Source organism: Kordiimonas marina (genome assembly GCF_023006325.1).
GTDB classification, from domain to species: domain Bacteria; phylum Pseudomonadota; class Alphaproteobacteria; order Sphingomonadales; family Kordiimonadaceae; genus Kordiimonas; species Kordiimonas marina.
This window is the reverse complement of record NZ_JAINDF010000001.1, coordinates 562,781-581,829: the sequence shown is the minus strand read 5'-3', so window position 1 is coordinate 581,829 and position 19,049 is coordinate 562,781. Positions and strand designations below refer to the sequence as shown.

Here is a 19,049-nt window from a genome sequence, read left to right as displayed (position 1 = left end):
TGGATCACCAAGGCTGAGAAAGTGCCTTTATAAGATTTGAAAGGTTAGGGGACAGGCTATGAGCGCTGAGTGGAAATATCCTTTTTCGCAATCTTCGGACCCGAATGTTGATCTGTCGTCCCATGACGCCTTCAACGAAGGGGCTCCTTACAAAACCTTTGAACGCTTGCGCGGCGAAGGCGGGGTAACCTGGACGGAGGAAACTGGCGGTCGTGGCTTCTGGTCGGTCACCAGCCATGAACATATCACCAAGCTGAACCGCCAGCCGGACCTACTGAGTTCCGCTAAGGGCATCCGGATCGAAGACCAGACGGAAGAGGAATATGAAGCGCGCAAGACGTTCCAGGAAACGGACCCGCCGGCGCACACTTATTTCCGCATGCTGGTGAACAAGGCGTTTTCACGCAATTCCATCGCCCAGTTCGAGGATCAGATCCGTGAGATTACCGGCAGCCTGATCGACAAGGCGCTTGAGAAGGGCGAATGCGACGCGACCGAGATGATCGCGCGCCAATTGCCCATGCGGATGCTGGGACAGATCATCGGCGTACCGGAGGAGGACCTGGGCTGGCTCGTTGAAAAAGGCGATGCGCTCATTTCCAACTCCGACCCCGACTATACCGATTTCGTCGTCGACAAGGTGGATACCGACGAATACCGGCTGCTGCCGTTCCGCTCGCCCGCCGCGGTTGAGCTGTTCGATTATGCCAATGACCTCCTGAAGCGTATGGAAGCGGGCGAATCGTTCGGTGTTCTCAATCTCGTCCTTGGTGAGACCAAGGGCGGCACCAAGATGACGCATGACGAGTTCCGCAACTTCTTCTGCCTGCTGGTGGCAGCGGGGAACGATACCACGCGCTACAGCATCGCGGCTTCCATTCATGCGCTGGCCAACCAGCCGGACTTGTTCCAGCAAGTGAAAGACAATCTGGACGATGAGGCTTTCATGATGACGGCGGCGGATGAAATGATCCGCTGGGCGTCTCCCACGACTCACTTCCGCCGCACCGCAACGCGGGATTTCGAACATGCAGGCAAACAGATCAAGGAAGGCGACAAGGTCGTGCTTTGGTTCGCGTCCGGCAACCGCGATACTGAGATGTTTGACGATCCCTACAGCATTGACCTCACGCGCAAGCCGAACCGGTTCATGTCGTTTGGCCAGGGTGGCCCGCACGTGTGTCTGGGCATGTGGCTCGCGAAGCTGGAGGTGCGGATCGTGCTTGAAGAGCTCGCGAAACGTGTCGCGACGATCGAGCAGACGGCAAACCACAGCTACCTGCGCTCGAACTTCATTCTTGGTATCAAGCGCCTGCCTGTGCGCATGACGGCGGCATAAAATGAATATGGAAAGGCCTGTCATTATGGAGAAGCCGACAGTCATGGACCGTGTGCGTGTCCTGTTCGCGGACCAGCTCAACCTTGCCCGAGGCAAATATGTGCCCCACAGCTTTGCCGAAAAGGGTGAAGCTCGCTTCTGCGTCGGGACTTATGCGGTCACCTATGCGCGGGATATCGTGGCCGCGCCTGGGGCTTGTGTGCTTGAAGGCCTGCCGGATATCGAGGCGGTGTTTGACCCCAAAGCTTACCGGAAAGGCTGGGAGCCCAACACTCATATCGCGCTCGCGGACATTCATATGCACGGCGAGCCTTCGGGCCTGTGTGGCCGGGGGGCGCTGAAGCGTGCCATCGCCAAATGGCAGGCCAAGGGTCTCAACCCGAAGATCGGCCTTGAAGGCGAAGCCTACGTCTTCCAGCGTGATGAAAAGGGCCGTTGGGTGCCCTATGACACCCCGGGCGCGTTCGTCTATGGCACCGGGCCGTTTACCGATCCTGAAGGCCTGATCGATGAGGTGTGGGCGACCGCGCAGTCGATCGGCATCAATGTCGAATCCTTCAACTCGGAATATGACAATCCGCAGTTCGAGCTGACGCTCACCTATGATGATGCGCTCAAGGCCTGTGACGACTTCTTCCTGTTCCGCCAGATGGCGCGGGAAGTCCTCTATAAGCGCGGCTATCTCCTCAGCTTCATGCCGAAGCCGTTCCTGGATATCTCCGGCAGCGGGCTGCATATCAACCTCAGCTTCACCGACGACAAGGGCGATAACGTCTTCGCGGACGGCACCGGTAAAGGCGCGCTTTCGGATCTTGCCAAAGGCTGTATCGCGGGCCTCCTGCATCACCATGAAGCGCTGGGGGCCATCGTCGCGCCGACCGTCAATTCCTATGCTCGGCTGAAGCCCGCGGGGCTTTCAGGCTACTGGGCAAACTGGGGCCATGACCACCGCAGCGTGGCTGTGCGCATCTCCGGTGAAACCGGCAAGGCGGCTCGGATCGAACACCGTGTCGGCGACTGCGCGGCCAGCCCTTATGTGGCGGTGGCCGGTGTCCTAAACGCGGCGCTTCTCGGTGTTGAAGGCGGCTATGATCTTCAGCCGGAGGAAACCGGCGACGGGCTCGAAAATATCGATGCCACACGCCATGTGCCGGACTCGCTGGCTGACGCGCTGGTCGCCCTCAAGGCGGACACGGCCTTCACGGAAGCGCTTGGCCAATTGCTCGTCGACAATTTCATCGCGGTCAAGGAAGCGGAAATCGGGGAGCTTGATGGCAAGAACCATCAGGGTATCTTCGATTATTACGCGCCCTTTATTTGAGGCGCAGGGAGTGACGCATGCGTGAAAGATTCACAGTCGGCGATGTTTCCATCTCGCCCGACCATTATATCGGCGGCAAGCGCGTCTCCTCGGCTGAGACGTTCGAAACCCGCTCGCCGATGGACTGGAACCTGCTTCTCGGCAATATCTCGCGGGGTGACGCTGAAACCGCTGACCTTGCGGTCACGGCTGCGACCGATGCTTTCCCGGCCTGGGCCGCGCTGACGCCCAAGGAACGCGGCGCATACCTGCACCGGCTCGCCGACCTGATTGACGAGAACAAGGATGACATCGCCTATGCCGAATGCATGGACATGGCGATGCTCCTGGAAAGCCTGAAGCTTCGGCTCGTGCCGCGCGGGGCGCTCAATTTCCGCAACTATGCCGACCTCGCGGTCGAGCATGAGGAACGGGTGTGGGACAGCAAGGGCACCCATAACCGGGTGATCCGGATGCCTGCGGGACCCGCGGTCATCATCACGCCCTGGAACGCACCTTTCATGCTGTCGACCTGGAAATGCGCGCCTGCGCTGGCGGCTGGCAACACGGTTATCCTGAAGCCCGCGGAATGGTCGCCACTGTCGGCCAGTCTGCTCGCCGATATGATCGACAAAGCAGGCTTCCCGCCTGGCGTTTTCAACATTGTGCAAGGCTACGGTGCCGAAGTTGGCAACGCGCTGGTTTCAGACCCACGGGTCAAGCGCCTGTCGTTTACCGGTTCTGTGCCGACTGCGCGCGTCATTGGCAAGGCCGCAGCCGAGAATATTGTGCCCTTCACCGCCGAGCTTGGCGGCAAGTCACCGCTGCTGGTGTTCGCGGATGCTGACATCGACGCGGCTGCGAAGAAAGCCGCTGGCCAGTATGATGACAGCGGCCAGGTCTGCATGGCGGGCACGCGCATCATCGTTGAGGAATGCATCGCCGAGGAATTCGAGGCCCTGTTCCATAAATATGCCGACCAGCATGTGATGGGGGACAGCCGCGACGCATCGACCACCATGTCCGCAATGATCCATCCCAAGCATGTGGAGCGGGTCGAAGGCTTCGTCGAGCGCGCCCGCGCGAACGGCGACACTATCGTCCGTGGCGGCAAGCGCTTCAAGGAAGACGGGCTGTGGTACGAACCGACGCTCATCAAGCCCAAGAGTAACGCATCCGAGGTCGTGCAAAGCGAAGTCTTCGGCCCGGTGCTGACGTTCCAGACATTTGGGACGGAAGAAGAAGGCATCGCGCTCGCCAACTCCACCGTCTATGGCCTTTCCGGCATCGTTTATACCGGCTCGGCGGAACGGGCCGAGCGGGTTGGCCGGGCGGTGCGTGGCGGTACCGTGTGGGTGAATACCTTCCTGGTGCGGGACTTGACCGCGCCCTTCGGCGGCATCGGCCAAAGCGGCATCGGCCGTGAAGGCGGGCACTATGCGCTCGAATTCCATTCAGACCTCAAGACACTCCAGATCCTCGAAGGGTCTGTCAGCTAACACATAACCCCTCTAGACCTCACAGGCCCGGTGCTCTCATTTGAGAATGCCGGGCTTTTTTTGTCCGTGCCTATCCAATGAAAACGCCCACGCCGGGAGGGGCGTGGGCGGGGAGCTTGCCGGAAGGGCTTGGATAAAGCCTTGGGGGGATCAGACCTCCGGCAGGGTCTTGCGCGAAAGCGTGGTGCCCGCTTTCCAGGACACCGCGACCTCATGCCAATAGGCGCCGATCTTTTCACGGATCGGCAGGCCGGTCAGTTCCTCGACAGGGGAGTCGAAATATTTGAGGTCGAAATCGCCCTTGAAGCAGCGGCCCATTTCGCCGTCGAAGCCGGACATGGTCACCACTTCAGACAGGCTGTCGGTGCCGTCGGTCTCGATCGCCGGGTACCAGCGGTTATGCGCCATCGGCAGGCCGTTGACGAAGCCCGGCTTCTCGGCCGTATCGGTGATGGTGAACACACCTTCGGCCAGGCGGCGGTCATAGGCCGCGAGCGTCACGCCGAACTTGCCGCCGGGCTCAAGCCGGGGGCCGGCTTTGCCAAGCGTGACCGGGCGGCTCATGTGAATGGAGCCCAGCTTCTTCGGGTAGCCCTGGTGCTGGCCGCGCAGGATGGCGAAATCCTTGTCGACCCAGATGAAGGCACAGCGGCTATAGTGCTTGCCCTGATACTTGCAGCGGATGACGATGAACATCTCCTTGTACTGGCAGCGGATCGGGTCGAGGATTTCATTGAAATCGTCGGAGCAGCTTTGCCAGTCGGCCCAGATGGCGGCAACCGCACCCGGGTCCTCATCGGCCAGCTCGAAGCCTTCGGGCAGCAGGGCGGCTACGGCATCTGGGTCGGTGCGGTATTCCAGGGTGATCAGTTCACCCGAATAATGCCACGGCACCGGCGGCAGGATTGCGGCTTTGCCGGAAGCGGTGCGGGGGTAGTAAAATCCGGTCATGGCGGTCCCTCGTCAAAATAGAATGCGGATTTGTATGGCCGCCACTATCGGGCAGCGCAGCCGCATATTCCAGTGTCACTCCCTAGAATGGCCTCATATGCTAAGAAAAAAAATGGTCTTACCATAAGGTAAAGTTCACACAGTGTGCGTACGGCTTTCGGGACCAGAAACCCGGGCCGCAAGAATTTGGAGAAGAAGGTCATGACCACGGAATACAGGAAGATTTTGCTGGACGGTTACCCCATCCTGGCGACGCGCGAGGGCGATGAGCTTGTCACCCGCGACGGCCGCAAGGTTCATGTGGACGACGCCATCCACCTGCCGCCCGTGGAGCCACGCAAGATCATCTGCGTGCACCTCAATTACCATAGCCGGGTTGAGGAATTCATGACCAAGCTGGGCGGTACGCCGACTTATTTCCAGAAGCCGCTCACGGCCATGAATACCCACAAGGGTGACATCGTCCGGCCGAAGCGCTGCAAATACCTGAATTATGAAGGCGAGATCGCCATCGTCATCGGCAAGACCTGCCGCAACATCAGCCAGGCCGAGGCAGGTGACTATATCGCCGGCTACTCGGTCGCGAACGACTATGGCCTCCATGACTTCCGGGATACGGACGCGGGCTCCATGCTGCGCGTGAAGGGCTCGGATACACTGTGCCCGATCGGGCCGGGGCTCGTCACCGGCTGGGACTTCCATAACAAGGTGATCCGCACCTACGTGAACGGCAAGGTGGTGCAGGAAGACAATACCGACAATATGGAATGGGACATGCACTATCTGGTCGCGGATATCGCCCGCAACATCACGCTGGAGCCGGGTGATGTGTTGCTCTCCGGCACGCCCGCCAACAGCCGTCCGGTGCAGCCGGGTGACGTGGTTGAGGTGGAAGTGGAAGGCCTTGGCAAATTGACCAACAAGATTGTTGAAGGCCCGACGCCGATCCGCGATGATGTCGGCGCGCAGCCGACCGAGTCCGAGGAGGTGATCTCCACGGCCATGGGTGGTGACTGGGAATTCCGCGGTATCCGTGCCGCAGGCGGCCAGGGCGCGAAGTTTTATAAATCCAAACTGGAGGACTGAGGCATGACGCTGCCGGACGCGACGCGATACTATATTGATGGTGCCTGGGTGGCCCCTGAGGCCCCGCGCTATGACGATATTGTCAACCCCGCGACGGGGGAGGCATTTGCCCAAATCGCGCTCGGCAACGAAGCAGATGTGAACAAGGCGGTTGCGGCCGCCCGCGCCGCTTTCCCGTCCTTCTCCAAAATGCCGCTCAAGGACCGGAAGGACCTGATCGCCGCCATCAATGATGAGCTGATCAAGCGCAATGACGAGATCGCGGATGCGATTTCCATCGCCATGGGCGCGCCCATGGGGCTTGCGCGGATGGCGCAGGCGCCGTCGGGCCCGCAGCATTTTGGCCAGATCCTCAAGGAAATCGACAGTTACGAGTTCGAGGAATGGCTGGGCACCACCAAGGTGCGGCACGAGCCGATCGGCGTGTGTGCGCTGATCACGCCCTGGAACTGGCCGATGAACCAGATCGCCACCAAGGTTGCCCCCGCGCTCGCCGCTGGCTGCACCATGGTGCTGAAGCCGAGCGAGAAAGCGCCGCTCGATGCCGTTATCCTCGCCGACATCATGGACAAGGTTGGTGTGCCGAAGGGCGTGTTCAACCTAGTGCACGGGGATGGCCCCGGCGTCGGCTCGGCCATGGTCAGCCACGAGGATGTGGACATGGTGTCCTTTACCGGGTCGACCCGTGCGGGTATCGCGATTTCCGAGGCCGCGGCTAAAACGGTCAAGCGTGTGTCGCTGGAGCTAGGTGGCAAATCGGCGGCGATTATCCTGCCGAGCGCGCCGCTTGAGCGCGCCATCACCACCTGCGTGCGGGAGGTGATGATGAACTCCGGCCAGTCCTGCAACGCCCGCACGCGTGTGCTGGTGCCGAAGGACAAGTTCGAAGCCGCCGCCAAGGTGGCGGTGACGGTCGCCGAAAGCCTGAAGGTGGGTGACCCGAAGGGCGACGCCGATCTCGGCCCCATCTCCAACAAGGACCAGTATGGCAAGGTCGTCGGCCTCATCCAGAAGGGCATCGAGGAAGGCGCGCCGCTCCTGACCGGTGGGCCCGATATGCCGAAGGACCGCAACCAGGGCTATTTCGTCGCCCCCACCGTCTTTGGCCCGGTAACGCCTGACATGACCATCGCGCGCGAAGAAATCTTCGGCCCGGTCATCAGTATGATGACCTATGACACGCTTGATGAAGCCATCGCGGTCGCCAATGACAGCGAATATGGCCTTTCGGGCGCTGTGTGGGCGGAAACCCGCGCCGAGGCGGAAGAGGTTGCCAAGGAGCTGCGCACCGGCATGGTCCATATCAATGGTGCCGGGCTCGATGCGGCGGCGCCGTTCGGCGGCTTCAAGATGTCCGGCAACGGCCGCGAATGGGGCAAATACGGGCTTGAGGAATATCTGGAGCTGAAGGCCATCTATGGCGCGCGCGACTGATAGGCCTCTGCCTTACCAATAAAAAAAGCCCGCGGTGTGAGTGCCGCGGGCTTTGCCTTTGGTGCCGATATTCGTCAGCCTTGTTCGGCAGCTTTCAGGATGCGGCTGTGGGACATGATCGGGAAGATCAGGAGCACATAGCCGATCACGAAGAAGATGACGCTGGAGAGCTCGACGCTGAAATAATCACCCTCACCAACAATCTGGGACGCGATGTAAGGACCGATCGCCAGCCCGCCCATCTGGATCGCGAGCGCAAAGGTCATGACCCGGCCGCGCACGTCAAAGTCGGCGATGGCGGCGAGGATGAAGGGTAGCACCTTGTTCCAGGCGAGGTTGAAGCCGCAGACTGCGATCAGATAGGTCACATAGCTCGGCCCCGGCATCAGGAGCGCAATGAAGGCGGCGCCGCCGAGCACGCCAGCGGTGATCGGCGCAAACCGGCCAACCACCTTGGCGGAGATGATGACCGCGAGGAAGGCACCGATGACCCCGAAGATCTGCGAGATAAACAGGCTGTTGGCGACTGTCTGGTCACCGAGCCCCGCCCCGGTCCCGATCAGGAACAGATAAGCCCACACAATGCCCTGCGAGATATTATAGGCCAGGAAGCCCAGGAGCGTGGGGATCAGAAGCCGGAAGTTGATCCGTGTGGCTTCCACCTCCGCGGCTGCTTCCTCCTTCGGGGCATAGGGCATATAGGGCAGCGAGAAAAGCGCCATCAGGGAGGCGACTGAGAAGGCGATGAAGATGCCGCTGAGGCCAATCGCATCCAACAGATACGGCATCAACAGGAGCCCAAGCGCACCATAGGATAAGAGCGCGGTCAGATAGATGCCGAGGTTTCGGTCCGTCCGCTTGGTAAGCCCGATGGCCGCGAAGCTTAAGGAGATCAGCCCTCCATGGCCGCAGCCTGCGATGAAGCGGGCAATGCCCAGTTCGTGAAAGCCCGTCATTTTGGCGGACAGGAAATCACCCACTGCCGCGAGGATAGCACAAAGGGCCAGGCTGATGCGCCAGTTGGCCTTGAGGCTGAGGAACGCGAGGACGACCGTGGAGGCGGCAATGCCGAACATTTCATAGGCGGCAAGCTCGCCCGCCTGGCCTTCCGTGAAATGCAGCGCGTCGACGAAGCCGCCCACCAGCCCAGGCTGGATGATGAAGGATATGTTGGCTGACAGTCCGAGTAACACAGCGGCGGCGATGGACGAGCCCCTGTCCGGGTCGTACGTGCCGCCATTCTTGAAAATACTCATATGGTTATTCTCCCCGTTAGGCTCCCACCGTTTCCCAGTTTGCCAGCTTCGGCATGACATTTGCGGCCTTTTTTACAGGCACGGGCAGCATTTTATGCCCTGTGCCCCCTTCCAGGCGGGCTTTTGTCCTAATTTGACAAGTCGACCGCCTGAAAGTGTGGCTGCATGATCACAGGCGCTCTGTGACGCGGACACGTCGGCCAAGCAATTTGAGGGCGCAGGGGAGAAAACATATGTGGAATGAAAGTGGACTCCTTCCTTCGAAGGATGCTGGAAGTAAAAAGTTCAAGAAACGCCTGATGCTATCAGCGGCGGCAGTCGCGATGGTTTCGCAGGCACCCGCCGTTCATGCCCAGGTGATCCAGGAAATCACCATCACCGCCCAGAAGCGCGCGGAATCGAGCCAGAAAGTGGGCGTTTCGGTTACGGCTTTCACGGGTGATGCCCTCAAGCAGTTCGGCTTCGAGGACAGCACGCAGATCGTGGCGCAGGTGCCGGGTCTCAATGTCGGCACGCCGGTGGGTGAGGGCAACAACCCGTCCTTCACGCTGCGTGGTGTTGGTCTTAACGACTTCAACGACAATAACGAAGGCCCGATCGCCATCTATGTCGATGAAGCCTATCAGGCGGCCTTGCCGGGCCTCACGTTCCAGCTGTTTGACGTTGAGCGTGTCGAAGTGTTGCGGGGGCCGCAGGGCACCATTTATGGCCGCAACGCAACCGGCGGCCTGATCAAGTTTGTCTCCAAGAAGCCAACCGACGAGTTCGAAGGCTATGTGACCGCCGAAGGTGGCGCCTATTCCAGCGTGAAACTCACCGGCGCGGTTAGCGGCCCGATCTCCGACCGGGTCAAGGCGCGGTTGGCGGCCGACTATAACTATGCCAAGGGCTATGTGCACAATACCCTGGGCCCGACCACGGACGGTGCAGACAGCATCGCGCTCCGCGGTCAGATCGAAACCAAGATCGGTGAAGACGGCAGCCTCAACCTGACCGGCCTTTATTCACGGTCGAACACCAATGCGCCGCAGTATCAGCACCAGTCCACCTTGGGGGCGACGGGCGCCGATAACCTGCCTTTCTGCCCGACTGACGTGCCGCGGGATATTTACTGCTACGCCGACACGGACGGCAACAACCGCTCGGGTAACTATAACCGCCAGGGGCCGCTCAAGATCGAGGTGCAGGGCATTCATGCCACCTACAAGCAGCTCTTTGGTGAGGTGGAACTGACGAACGCCTTCTCCTATCAACATACGCAGAAGCTGCATAAGGAAGACACGGATGTTGGGCCTTTCAGGGGTATCGCGCCGACCTTCCGCTCGCGCATCAACGCCTATTCGGACGAACTCCGGCTCAATGGCGAGTATGACAAGGGCGTTTGGCAGGTCGGTCTCTTCTACCTGCATACCAAGGTGAAGGGTAACAACGACCTGCACGTCTGGTGGCGCGGAGATTATGCGGCGCTTCTGGATAGCGACCCGGCTGTTTTTGGCGGTGCGCTTGAGGCTTTCACGCCTGGCTTCCCCAAAGGCGCAGGTCTGGTTCCGGCCATCTATTACGATGTCAATTATACCCAGAAGACCGATAGCTACGCCATCTTTGGCCAAGGCGAGTATCAGCTGACTGATGACCTGAAGCTCACCCTCGGTGCCCGCTATACCAAGGAAAAGCGCAGCTTCGACTATATCAACCGCGCGCCGGCTGGTTATCTGCTCAACAACGTGCTGAACGGTGTGGGCGAGGCCAACTATTTCAGTATGCAGGCGGGGGCCGTTAACGGCTTCGCAGCCGCGCTTGGTGCCGGTCCCGCGGATGTCGTCTCGCCTGACGCGTCGAAGATCGACAATGGCAACTTCCTCGGCAAGGCCGCGCTCGATTGGCAGGTCAATGACCACACGCTGATGTATCTGAGTTGGAGCCGGGGCTTCAAGGCCGGGGGCTTCAACGCGGGCTTCATCGACCAGACCGACTTCCTGACCTCGTCTCAGATCGCCTTCAAGCCGGAAATCCTGGACTCATATGAGACCGGTGTGAAATGGACGTCGGAAAACAAGCGGTTCCGGATCAACGCCTCGGGCTTCTATTACGACTATAAGGACTTCCAGGCGCTGACCTTCCAGGGGCTGTCCCAGTTCATCACCAACGGCAAGGCCAAATTCTACGGCGGTGAAGCTGAGATCGGCATCCTTCCGATGGACCGGCTCAACATCCAGCTTGGAGCCAGCCTCCTGCATACGGATGTGGACGGTGTGACGGTTCAGGGCGCAACGCTCAACAACCGTCAGGCGGTTCTGGCGCCTCAGTTCACGGCGAACGGCTTTGTCAGCTACGACTGGCCGGTCGAGAAGGGTGACCTGACCACCACGGCCAGCTTCAACTATCAGGGCAGCCACTATTTCGATATCACCAATTCGGATATCTCGAAGCAGAACGGCTATATGCTGGTGGACCTGAAGGTCGCCTACCGGTTCGAAGACAGCGGTGTCGAGCTTTCGGCTTACGCCAAGAATATCTTCGACAAGGAGTATAAGGTTTACACCTTCGACTTCACCGGTATCGCCGGCTTCAACCAGCTGTTCTACGGTAAGCCGCGCTGGTGGGGTGTCTCGGTCAGCTACGACTTCTGATGACGCAATCATCGATCCGGTCCTGTAGGAATGGCGCTTTCGGGCGCCATTCTTTTTTGGCACGCGTTACCGCGCATGACGTCTCTCAAACGGCTGCCAGAGGTGGGGACCGGACACTCGTCTTACGGGATTGAAAAAAGGGAGATGGAGTGCGCAGGCCGATTGTTACCGGCCCACTATATTTTTGCTGAACTCAGTCATAGTCGAACAACTGGTGGAACTGGGCAATGTCCAGAATGTCTTTCACCTGGCCTGTGTCCGGTACTTTGAGCGCGACGGATTTTCCGGCGTCCGTAATGTTGGATTTCGCTCGCAGGAGCAGCCCAAGTCCTGCCGAATCAATGAACTCAAGCGATTGGATATCGACGAGGCATCTATCTTGCGACTGTGCCGTCAACTCTTTGAGCATGGTGCGGAATTCCGCCTGATCGCCAAATGTCAGCTGGCCCTCAAGGGATACTGTTGCGGTGGTCCCGCCGGTGGTCAGGGTATAGCGCATGGTTTTTCTCCCGGTTGGGCGTTAAGCGTCGAGCAGTTTCAGGAAATCGGACATGGAGCCTGACAATGTTTCAAGCGGCGTGTCGATATCTTCTGCGGACCAGATAACTTGAATCGATGACGAATAGGACGCCGCAGAGGATTGCACCAGGTTGGTCACGCTGTTGGTGACGATCTCGATATCGCTCCTAAGTCGTTGGGCTTGATCGCTGATTTCGCCTGTTGCCGCGGTCTGTTCCTCCACAGCGGCAGAAATGCCCGCGCTGATTTCACTGAGCTGCTGGGTGATTTTCTTGATGCTTTGGATGGCGGTGACGCTATCGGCGGTGGTCGACTGGATATTATTGACCTGGCTGACAATGTTTTCGGTCGCCTGTGCCGTTTGGTTCGCCAAATTCTTCACTTCGCTTGCAACCACCGCAAAGCCTTTGCCAGCCTCGCCTGCACGGGCAGCTTCGATGGTGGCGTTGAGCGCAAGCAGGTTCGTCTGCTTGGAGATTTTGGTGATGAGGTCAACCACGGAGCTGATCTCGCCCGCGGCCGTCTCAAGCCCCATAATCTTTTCGCTGGCGGTTTCCGTTTCACTGAGAGTCTGGGAAGCGCAGTCAGCCGAAATGGTGATCTGGCGCGCAATCTCCTGCGACGATACGCGCATCTCTTCTGTTGCAGCTGCAACACTATTGGTGTTCTCAAGCGTTCGCCGCGCCGCTTTCGAGACTTCGATGGTGTTGCTCGAATTCGCGTCCGTCTTGCGGATGGTGTCATGGGCGGCGGTGGAGATTTCCTCCTTGCGTTCCTCCACCTCACGGACGAGAGCATCGACCTTCTCCCCCAGTTCGACGGACTGGTCGTGCAAGGCACCCATGGCATCGATCGAGGCATTGATATTGCGCGTGGCATTGAGGAAGTTGCCGGGCATGCCGGCTTCCAGAATCTTGCGGTAATATTGCTTTTCCTTCACCGCTTTCATGGCGGCGGTGGACTCACGGATGAAAGCATCGTTGCGGTCGATGATGCGGTTGATGGCCTTGAAGAGCGGCTGCAGCTCACCATCCTCATATATTTTGAGAATGCGGGCTTCGAAATCGCCGCTTGCAACCGCCTCGCAGACAGCGACGGCCTTGTCGATCGAGGCTTTCAGGTCGGTATCGGTATCCTGCATGGGGGAATCCTATCGTCTGAAATTTGGGCTCTGTCTGTGGCTCAGGCCAGAGACAGGAAATATTGGTTCGCCGTCATATTCTTGGCGCTCAGGAACTCGGTCAGCTTGCGCGTCGAAGCCTCAAGCCCGCTTTTGCGGTCGCCCGCCTGTTCGGTGGCCAACAGCTCGTCATAAAGCGGGATGATCACGTCCGTGAGCGTGTCCCGGTTGGCGACCCTGCGGTTGGAATGAAAACCGACCATTTGGCTCGCGCTGTCGTAGGACGGCGTGACATGGGCCAGAACCCAGTAATGATCACCGTTTTTGGCGCGGTTGATGACGTAGGCGAAAATTTCGTCGCCTGCCTGGATCGTGTCCCACAGGAGTTTAAAGACGCATCGCGGCATCTTGGGGTGCCGGATCAGGCTGTGGGGTTTGCCGAGAACCTCCTCCTCGGTATAGCCGGCAATATCCAGGAACACGTCATTGGCATAGGTAATGTGTCCCTTGAGGTTGGTTTTTGAGACGATGATGTCATTGGCATCAAAGAAGACCTCGACCCCCGTTATCGATTTCTCTTGTGTGCTCATCAATCCCTCGAATCTTTATCGTGATGTTTGAAAAACTCCGAACAACACTCTGCACCATGAAACGACCATAAGATCAGAAAACCCTGAAAAAACCGTTTACCGCGTAGCTATGCAATCAGAGAAAAACCGCCGCAGTGACGCAACTTCCGGTTCCGCTGAAATCCAGGCGCGAAAAGGCGAGCCGGCGGGCGATCATGATCCCCCGTCCATGCTGTTCGTCGAGGGTACCCTGAGGCCCCCCTTCGAAGGCTTTCCAGTCGAATCCCGTCCCTTCATCCCGGATGGTGAACCGGAGTTCCTTGTCGGTCTGTATGACCTCAACCCGAACCTGACGTGCGCCGTATGGCGGGGCCGCAAGCCGGGCTTCGATTGCCTCAAGAAGCCGGTCTTCTTCAAGCAATCGGCGCTTTTCAATATGCCCGATGGCAAGGTTTCCGTGCTCAATGGCGTTTATGAACAGCTCAAACAGACCGGTTTCCACAGCGGCCGGGTTAGGGGCAAGTCTTGAAAGCTCGGTCGCGAGCGCACGGGCTTCGGCGGGCGTCCGGAACAGATGGACATCCGCCTTAGTCTCAGTGGAAGATGACTGTTCCGGCAGCGTCATGGCAGGTAAGTCCCCTGTGTCATGGCCCTCATTTGTACAACCCCGGAGGCGGGGGTGACAATGTTAAATCAGGGGAACTCTTTGCTGCCCTAGAGGGGCGGGTCTACCAGACCCTGCCCGCATAGTGGGCTGCCTTTCACCTCAGCAGGGGCTCGATATCCACAATCTTCAGGTCGCTGCTGACCCCCAGATAGCGTTCGAAATAGGGTTTATGGGACGCTCCGACGATGGCAAGTACCCGGTGGCCATCACCCAGCACCTGGCGGATGCTGGCGGCCATATACATGTTCCGGGTTTCCCAATAGGCCAGATAGTTGCGGCCGACGCCGTGAGGGTCGTTGGACCCGGCGGCAGCGCCAAAGTCGCTGGCGACCGCGCGGCGGGCTTCTTCGGGTGAGTTCATCTGCCGGTACCAGGCCAGTACGCTGGTCTTGGGGTCGGTGGCGATCCGTTTGTCCCAGTCCTTGTTGGCGGCAAGGCGGATTTTGACCCAGTCATTGTTCCAGATCTTCTGCATTACCTGCCCGAACAGCTTCTGGTCGATCACTTTGCCGGAGGCCTCGCCGACATGGTCGTCGATCGGATAGACCCGGTCCAGCTTGAGTGCCGCTGCCAGCTTGGCCCCAATGCTGACATTCTCATTATGATAGCTGAGACGCTTGTCCAGATTGCTGGCCAGTGCGGGCGTCAGGCCATCCGCGGCTTTGCGCTCGTCCGGGGGCAGCCTGAACCACTGGACCATTGCCGATGACGGATCGCCATCGGCGAGGAACAGGGCGGCCAGTTGCCGGCGCACGCTGGCCGGTCGGTCAGGGAACTTGGTGGCCAGAATATGGGCGATCCTTTCTTCGGCTTCCGCCCCGGTCACGCCAAGGGCCTTGCGTGCGGCGGTGGGGTCCGGGCAATAGTCATCGGCCGTGCCGGGGTAGGCGAAGGCGTGGGCGCGCAGATAGTCGCACTGGGCGCCGGAGATGGCCTCGATGGTGATACGGTCGGGGCCCCAGGCCTTGAGCCGCGCCAGAAGCGGGTCAAAGCGGTTGAAGTCGAAATCCTTGGGCAGGTGCGACAGGTGCGCGGTGCCCAAGACCGCCAGTTCGCTGCGGTGCCCACGCGCTTTCGCGGCGTCGTCGGCCAGATAGACGGCCTGGGCATTTTCGGTGACTGGGTTGGGGGCGGCAATCGGCGCCGGGGCATTTGCGGGTGCATCCGCCGGTATTTCCACCGCCGCCAGAAGCGCGATGGACGCAAGTAGGCTGTTGATCATTATTCTTTTCCTCGCTCTCGTGGGCAAACATTCGAGGTTTGCCTCACTTGTTATGGGACAACTATACCGAGCCTTCAGGAAGGGCGTCAAGCAGGCCGCCTGAGGGGGGAGCAGAGAAAAAAGGCCGGCAATGGTGTGCCGGCCTTGAAGGGGAGAGAGGCGCCTAGCTGCGCCAGTGGGTCGGATAGGTTTTGTCATACCCGGGCAGGGCTTCGATCCGCTGGCGCCAGGCTTCAAGGACGGGCAGTTTGTCAGCGTAGGGCAACATGCCAAACGGGATCATGTCTGCCTTCGGATGCTGGACCACCCGTTCGATCAGTGCAGCGTAGGGATAGAGGATCAGGTCCGGCAGGGTCGGCCGGTCACCCGCCAGAAAGTCGCTTTCTTCCAGCCAGCGTGCCGCCCCGCCGAACTCATCGGTGATGGCATTGCCCGCGGCTTTAATCATTTCCGGCGTCACGGTCGGGTCTTCCCGGAAAAGGAAGCGGGCGAGCGGGCCGACCTGCGGCACCAGATAGCTGTTCAGTTCCTCGGCGCGCTGGTGGATCAGCGCGATCTCACCGGCGTCCTCGCCCAGAAGCGACGGATTGGGGTATTTATGCTCAAGGTAAGCGATAATCGCGTTCGATTCATAAATCACGCGGTCGCCATCCTTCAGCACAGGCACCTTGCCGCGCGGGTTCATGGCCAGAAATTCCGGCGTTTGCGTGTCGCCCTTGCTGAGGTGAACTTCGTGGGCGGTATAATCCGCGCCTTTGATCTCAAGCGCGAGCATTGCCCGCCAGGCAAACGGACTGCCGCTCATCCAGTAAAAATCCATGGAGTGTCTCCCTGCTGTCATGATGGGCGGGTGCGACTGTCACCCGCGCTGGATATATGACATGGGAAGGCACGCCCGGGTCTGGAAGTATGCATAAATGCATAGCTCGAATTCGTCTTTGGGGGATGAGTGGGCGCCCGGGAAGGGGCGTCAGTCCTTCAACCTGGCGGCGCTTTCAAACCGGCTCAGATGGTCGGGCAGGTAGGCGCTGGCGGCCGTGACATCCGCCGGGCGGCCCGTGGTCAGAAGCTGGATCTCGCCGGTTCCCGTTTCCCTGAATTCCGGGTGCCGGTCCAGATAGGCGGCAAGCGAGGCGGCGACAATGTCGGGCTGGGAATAAAGCTCGGTCGTGGCCGGAAGGGCGGCGCGGAAGGCGTTTTCCACCAGCGGGAAGTGGGTGCAGCCCAGAAGTGCTGCATCGGGGGCGCCACCTGCCGCATCGAGCATTTCGGCGACGAAGCCGTCGACAAGGCCGTTCATCGGACGGGTGCCCGCGCCACCTTCGATGGCGTCGACAAGGCCGGGGCAGGCTTTCTGGATCAGCTTGAGGTGCGGCGCGCGCTTGCACACCTCCTCGACATAGGCGCCGCTTTCCACGGTTTTGCGGGTAGCGAAAAGGGCGATGGTGCGGTCTTCGCGCTTGCCTGCGCCCGGATGCTCCTCAGGGTGTTCTTGGGACCAGGGCACGCCGGTCATGGCTTCGACCATCGGTACAAGCACACCGAGGATGCGCCTTTCCGGGTAGGCAGTGGGCAGCCAGGTCTGCTGGAGGGTCCTGAGGGCGACGGAGGCGGCGGTGTTGCAGGCGATGATGACAAGCCTGCACCCGGCCTGCATCAGGGTATCGACAGCGTTGCGGGTCAGCGTGACGATCTGGTCGCTGCCCCTGTGGCCATAGGGCGCGTTGGCATGGTCGCCAAGATACAGGAAATCCTGGTCGGGCAGGCGCTTGTGAAGGGCATCCAGAATGGTCAGGCCGCCCGAGCCGGAATCGAAAACGCCAATCATGTCTGCCCCTTTGCCGGTTTGCTTATGTGTCGAGCCTGTATTCAGCAACCTTTCGATACAGGGTCGAGCGTCCGATGCCAAGCCTGCGCGCAACCTCTGCCATGCGGCCGCTGTATTTTTCAAGCGCAGCGGCGATGATGGCGGCTTCGAGCGTGGCCAGCGTCTGGATATTACCACTAGCGTCCTCAAGCGGCAGCATTGTGGCATCGCCTTCACCGGGGCGGGCCACCGGGGACATGGCGACCACGGTCCCCTGAAGGCCAGTATCGGCACTATCGGGGCGCGTGCCGGAAAGATGCGGGAAGTCGGCCGGGGTCAGCCAGTCGCTGTCCGACAGGATAACGGCGCGGAAAAGCGCGTTCTGAAGCTGCCGGATGTTGCCGGGCCAGCTATAGTGCGCGAGGAGCCCCAAAGCCTCCGGCGTGATCTGGCGCCGGGGCACGTCCTCCATGGCGGTAATCTGTTTCAGGAAATGTTCGGTCAGCGCCGGGATGTCGCTCGCGCGGTCCCTAAGGGGCGGCAGCGTGATCGGGTAAACATTCAGCCGGTAATAAAGGTCCTCGCGGAAGGCGCCTTCGGCCACCCGGTCCGACAGGTTCCGGTTGGTTGCCGAAATGATCCGGATATCGACCTTGATGCTGTTCCGGCCGCCGACCGGGTCGATTTCCTTTTCCTGCAGGGCGCGCAGAAGCTTGACCTGGACGTCAAGCGGCAGTTCGCCGACCTCATCGAGGAACAGGGTGCCGCCATCGGCTTCCTGGAATTTACCGATGCGTTTTTCGGTGGCGCCGGTGAAGGCGCCTTTTTCATGACCGAACAGAATGCTTTCAACCAGGTTTTCCGGGATCGCGCCGCAGTTCACCGCGACGAAAGGTTTAGCCTTGCGGGCACTGGCCTGATGGATGGCGCGGGCGAAGACTTCCTTACCGACACCGGACTCCCCTTCGATGAGGACCGGGATCGCTGAGCGCGCCGCTTTTTTCGCAAGCGCCGCAGCCCGGGTCATGCCGTGGCTTGTGCCGACGAGGCTGTCGAAACCGCCGCCCTGCATGCTGGCCTGCATCGGACCGATTTCACCGACCAGGTCGCTGGTCTTGAGCGCGGCTTCCAGCGCGCTCCGGATGCGCTCGGCGCTGGCGGGTTTGACGATAAAGTCATTGGCACCGGCGCGCATGGCGTCCACCACCGTGTTGATGGAGGACTGGGCGGTGAGCATCACCACCGGCAGCGCCGGGTGCCTGGGGCGGACCGTTTCCAGCACCTTGATGCCGTCCATGCCGGGCATGACAAGGTCCAGGAGCACGACATCGACGGTGGGGGCCTTGACGTCATTGAGGCGGGCCACCGCATCGGGGCCGTTCATGGCGGTTTCGACCAGAAAACCGGCACGTTGGACCACGCCTTGAAGCAGCGTGATCTGTGTCAGTTCGTCCTCAACGATCAGGACCCGGCGTCCGGACATATGCAACCCCCGTGTGCGATTCGACCTGTATCATTTCAGGACACTCTTAACAAAAAGGAAAAGCTAAAATTTTATCGATCTCGAACCCCTTCGTGAAATTATCTTGCTCAAATTCACATATGCGCTACCTTTTTCGCGAAGGGTAGGACGGCCCATAGGGGCAAAGA

Annotated in this window: 16 protein-coding genes; 6 read left to right on the top strand and 10 right to left on the bottom strand. The window is 59.9% G+C overall.

What is annotated here, in order from left to right:
• The first annotated feature begins 58 nt into the window (after positions 1 to 58).
• Genes K6118_RS02650 through K6118_RS02640 form a run of 3 tightly spaced genes read left to right on the top strand, consistent with a single transcriptional unit; the run spans position 59 to position 4,138 of the window.
• Positions 59 to 1,339, top strand: coding sequence for a cytochrome P450 (locus K6118_RS02650; protein WP_247118662.1), 1,281 nt, complete (start codon positions 59 to 61; stop codon positions 1,337 to 1,339).
• Between the two features lie 25 nt (positions 1,340 to 1,364).
• The gene (locus K6118_RS02645) at positions 1,365 to 2,660 is read left to right on the top strand and encodes a glutamine synthetase family protein (RefSeq protein WP_247118661.1); all 1,296 of its coding nucleotides are present in this window, start codon (positions 1,365 to 1,367) and stop codon (positions 2,658 to 2,660) included.
• A 17-nt stretch (positions 2,661 to 2,677) separates the two neighbouring features.
• Entirely contained in the window at positions 2,678 to 4,138 is a 1,461-nt protein-coding gene (locus K6118_RS02640) for an aldehyde dehydrogenase (RefSeq protein WP_247118660.1), read from the top strand.
• A gap of 150 nt (positions 4,139 to 4,288) precedes the next feature.
• On the opposite strand, the gene K6118_RS02635 is transcribed toward K6118_RS02640, so the two are convergent.
• Entirely contained in the window at positions 4,289 to 5,089 is an 801-nt protein-coding gene (locus K6118_RS02635; protein WP_247118659.1) for an acetoacetate decarboxylase family protein, read from the bottom strand.
• A gap of 201 nt (positions 5,090 to 5,290) precedes the next feature.
• Between K6118_RS02635 and K6118_RS02630 the strand changes: the two genes are divergently transcribed.
• Together K6118_RS02630 and K6118_RS02625 are read left to right on the top strand one after the other, a co-directional pair.
• Positions 5,291 to 6,175, top strand: coding sequence for a fumarylacetoacetate hydrolase family protein (locus K6118_RS02630; RefSeq protein ID WP_247118658.1), 885 nt, complete (start codon positions 5,291 to 5,293; stop codon positions 6,173 to 6,175).
• A 3-nt stretch (positions 6,176 to 6,178) separates the two neighbouring features.
• Positions 6,179 to 7,609: an aldehyde dehydrogenase family protein gene (locus K6118_RS02625; protein ID WP_247118657.1), complete on the top strand. Its 1,431-nt coding sequence runs from the start codon at positions 6,179 to 6,181 to the stop codon at positions 7,607 to 7,609.
• A gap of 74 nt (positions 7,610 to 7,683) precedes the next feature.
• Here K6118_RS02625 and K6118_RS02620 read toward each other — a convergent pair whose 3' ends face one another.
• Complete coding sequence (locus K6118_RS02620) at positions 7,684 to 8,865, bottom strand: MFS transporter (RefSeq protein ID WP_247118656.1); 1,182 nt, start codon at positions 8,863 to 8,865, stop codon at positions 7,684 to 7,686.
• Between the two features lie 299 nt (positions 8,866 to 9,164).
• Between K6118_RS02620 and K6118_RS02615 the strand changes: the two genes are divergently transcribed.
• The gene (locus tag K6118_RS02615) at positions 9,165 to 11,495 is read left to right on the top strand and encodes a TonB-dependent receptor (protein WP_247118655.1); all 2,331 of its coding nucleotides are present in this window, start codon (positions 9,165 to 9,167) and stop codon (positions 11,493 to 11,495) included.
• A 193-nt stretch (positions 11,496 to 11,688) separates the two neighbouring features.
• Here K6118_RS02615 and K6118_RS02610 read toward each other — a convergent pair whose 3' ends face one another.
• The 8 genes from K6118_RS02610 to K6118_RS02570 all read right to left on the bottom strand — a co-directional run bounded on the left by K6118_RS02610 (position 11,689) and on the right by K6118_RS02570 (position 18,882).
• Positions 11,689 to 11,994 carry an STAS domain-containing protein gene (locus tag K6118_RS02610; RefSeq protein WP_247118654.1) on the bottom strand — a complete coding sequence of 102 codons (306 nt, stop codon included), beginning with the start codon at positions 11,992 to 11,994 and terminating at the stop codon, positions 11,689 to 11,691.
• Between the two features lie 21 nt (positions 11,995 to 12,015).
• Entirely contained in the window at positions 12,016 to 13,155 is a 1,140-nt protein-coding gene (locus K6118_RS17275) for a methyl-accepting chemotaxis protein (protein ID WP_281500529.1), read from the bottom strand.
• 41 nt (positions 13,156 to 13,196) lie between these two features.
• Positions 13,197 to 13,724, bottom strand: a complete 528-nt coding sequence (locus K6118_RS02595) for a PAS domain-containing protein (protein WP_247118653.1) — start codon at positions 13,722 to 13,724, stop codon at positions 13,197 to 13,199.
• Positions 13,725 to 13,839: 115 nt separating this feature from the next.
• Positions 13,840 to 14,328, bottom strand: coding sequence for an ATP-binding protein (locus K6118_RS02590; RefSeq protein ID WP_247118652.1), 489 nt, complete (start codon positions 14,326 to 14,328; stop codon positions 13,840 to 13,842).
• A gap of 136 nt (positions 14,329 to 14,464) precedes the next feature.
• Positions 14,465 to 15,592: a DUF5694 domain-containing protein gene (locus tag K6118_RS02585; RefSeq protein WP_247118651.1), complete on the bottom strand. Its 1,128-nt coding sequence runs from the start codon at positions 15,590 to 15,592 to the stop codon at positions 14,465 to 14,467.
• A 163-nt stretch (positions 15,593 to 15,755) separates the two neighbouring features.
• A complete protein-coding gene (locus K6118_RS02580) occupies positions 15,756 to 16,412 on the bottom strand; it encodes a glutathione S-transferase family protein (protein WP_247118650.1) in 657 nt (218 codons plus the stop codon).
• Between the two features lie 150 nt (positions 16,413 to 16,562).
• Positions 16,563 to 17,420, bottom strand: a complete 858-nt coding sequence (locus K6118_RS02575; RefSeq protein ID WP_247118649.1) for a glutamate racemase — start codon at positions 17,418 to 17,420, stop codon at positions 16,563 to 16,565.
• Between the two features lie 22 nt (positions 17,421 to 17,442).
• Positions 17,443 to 18,882, bottom strand: coding sequence for a sigma-54-dependent transcriptional regulator (locus K6118_RS02570; protein WP_247118648.1), 1,440 nt, complete (start codon positions 18,880 to 18,882; stop codon positions 17,443 to 17,445).
• Between the last annotated feature and the right edge of the window lie 167 nt (positions 18,883 to 19,049).

Coding starts and splice junctions, on each gene's coding strand:
- K6118_RS02575 (WP_247118649.1), bottom strand. CDS start 17,420: ATGATTGGCGTTTTCGATTCCGGCTCGGGCGGCCTGACCATTCTGGAT.
- K6118_RS02625 (WP_247118657.1), top strand. CDS start 6,179: ATGACGCTGCCGGACGCGACGCGATACTATATTGATGGTGCCTGGGTG.
- K6118_RS02590 (WP_247118652.1), bottom strand. CDS start 14,328: ATGACGCTGCCGGAACAGTCATCTTCCACTGAGACTAAGGCGGATGTC.
- K6118_RS02630 (WP_247118658.1), top strand. CDS start 5,291: ATGACCACGGAATACAGGAAGATTTTGCTGGACGGTTACCCCATCCTG.
- K6118_RS02585 (WP_247118651.1), bottom strand. CDS start 15,592: ATGATCAACAGCCTACTTGCGTCCATCGCGCTTCTGGCGGCGGTGGAA.
- K6118_RS02580 (WP_247118650.1), bottom strand. CDS start 16,412: ATGGATTTTTACTGGATGAGCGGCAGTCCGTTTGCCTGGCGGGCAATG.
- K6118_RS02650 (WP_247118662.1), top strand. CDS start 59: ATGAGCGCTGAGTGGAAATATCCTTTTTCGCAATCTTCGGACCCGAAT.
- K6118_RS02610 (WP_247118654.1), bottom strand. CDS start 11,994: ATGCGCTATACCCTGACCACCGGCGGGACCACCGCAACAGTATCCCTT.
- K6118_RS02645 (WP_247118661.1), top strand. CDS start 1,365: ATGGAGAAGCCGACAGTCATGGACCGTGTGCGTGTCCTGTTCGCGGAC.
- K6118_RS17275 (WP_281500529.1), bottom strand. CDS start 13,155: ATGCAGGATACCGATACCGACCTGAAAGCCTCGATCGACAAGGCCGTC.
- K6118_RS02640 (WP_247118660.1), top strand. CDS start 2,678: ATGCGTGAAAGATTCACAGTCGGCGATGTTTCCATCTCGCCCGACCAT.
- K6118_RS02620 (WP_247118656.1), bottom strand. CDS start 8,865: ATGAGTATTTTCAAGAATGGCGGCACGTACGACCCGGACAGGGGCTCG.
- K6118_RS02615 (WP_247118655.1), top strand. CDS start 9,165: ATGCTATCAGCGGCGGCAGTCGCGATGGTTTCGCAGGCACCCGCCGTT.
- K6118_RS02595 (WP_247118653.1), bottom strand. CDS start 13,724: ATGAGCACACAAGAGAAATCGATAACGGGGGTCGAGGTCTTCTTTGAT.
- K6118_RS02635 (WP_247118659.1), bottom strand. CDS start 5,089: ATGACCGGATTTTACTACCCCCGCACCGCTTCCGGCAAAGCCGCAATC.
- K6118_RS02570 (WP_247118648.1), bottom strand. CDS start 18,882: ATGTCCGGACGCCGGGTCCTGATCGTTGAGGACGAACTGACACAGATC.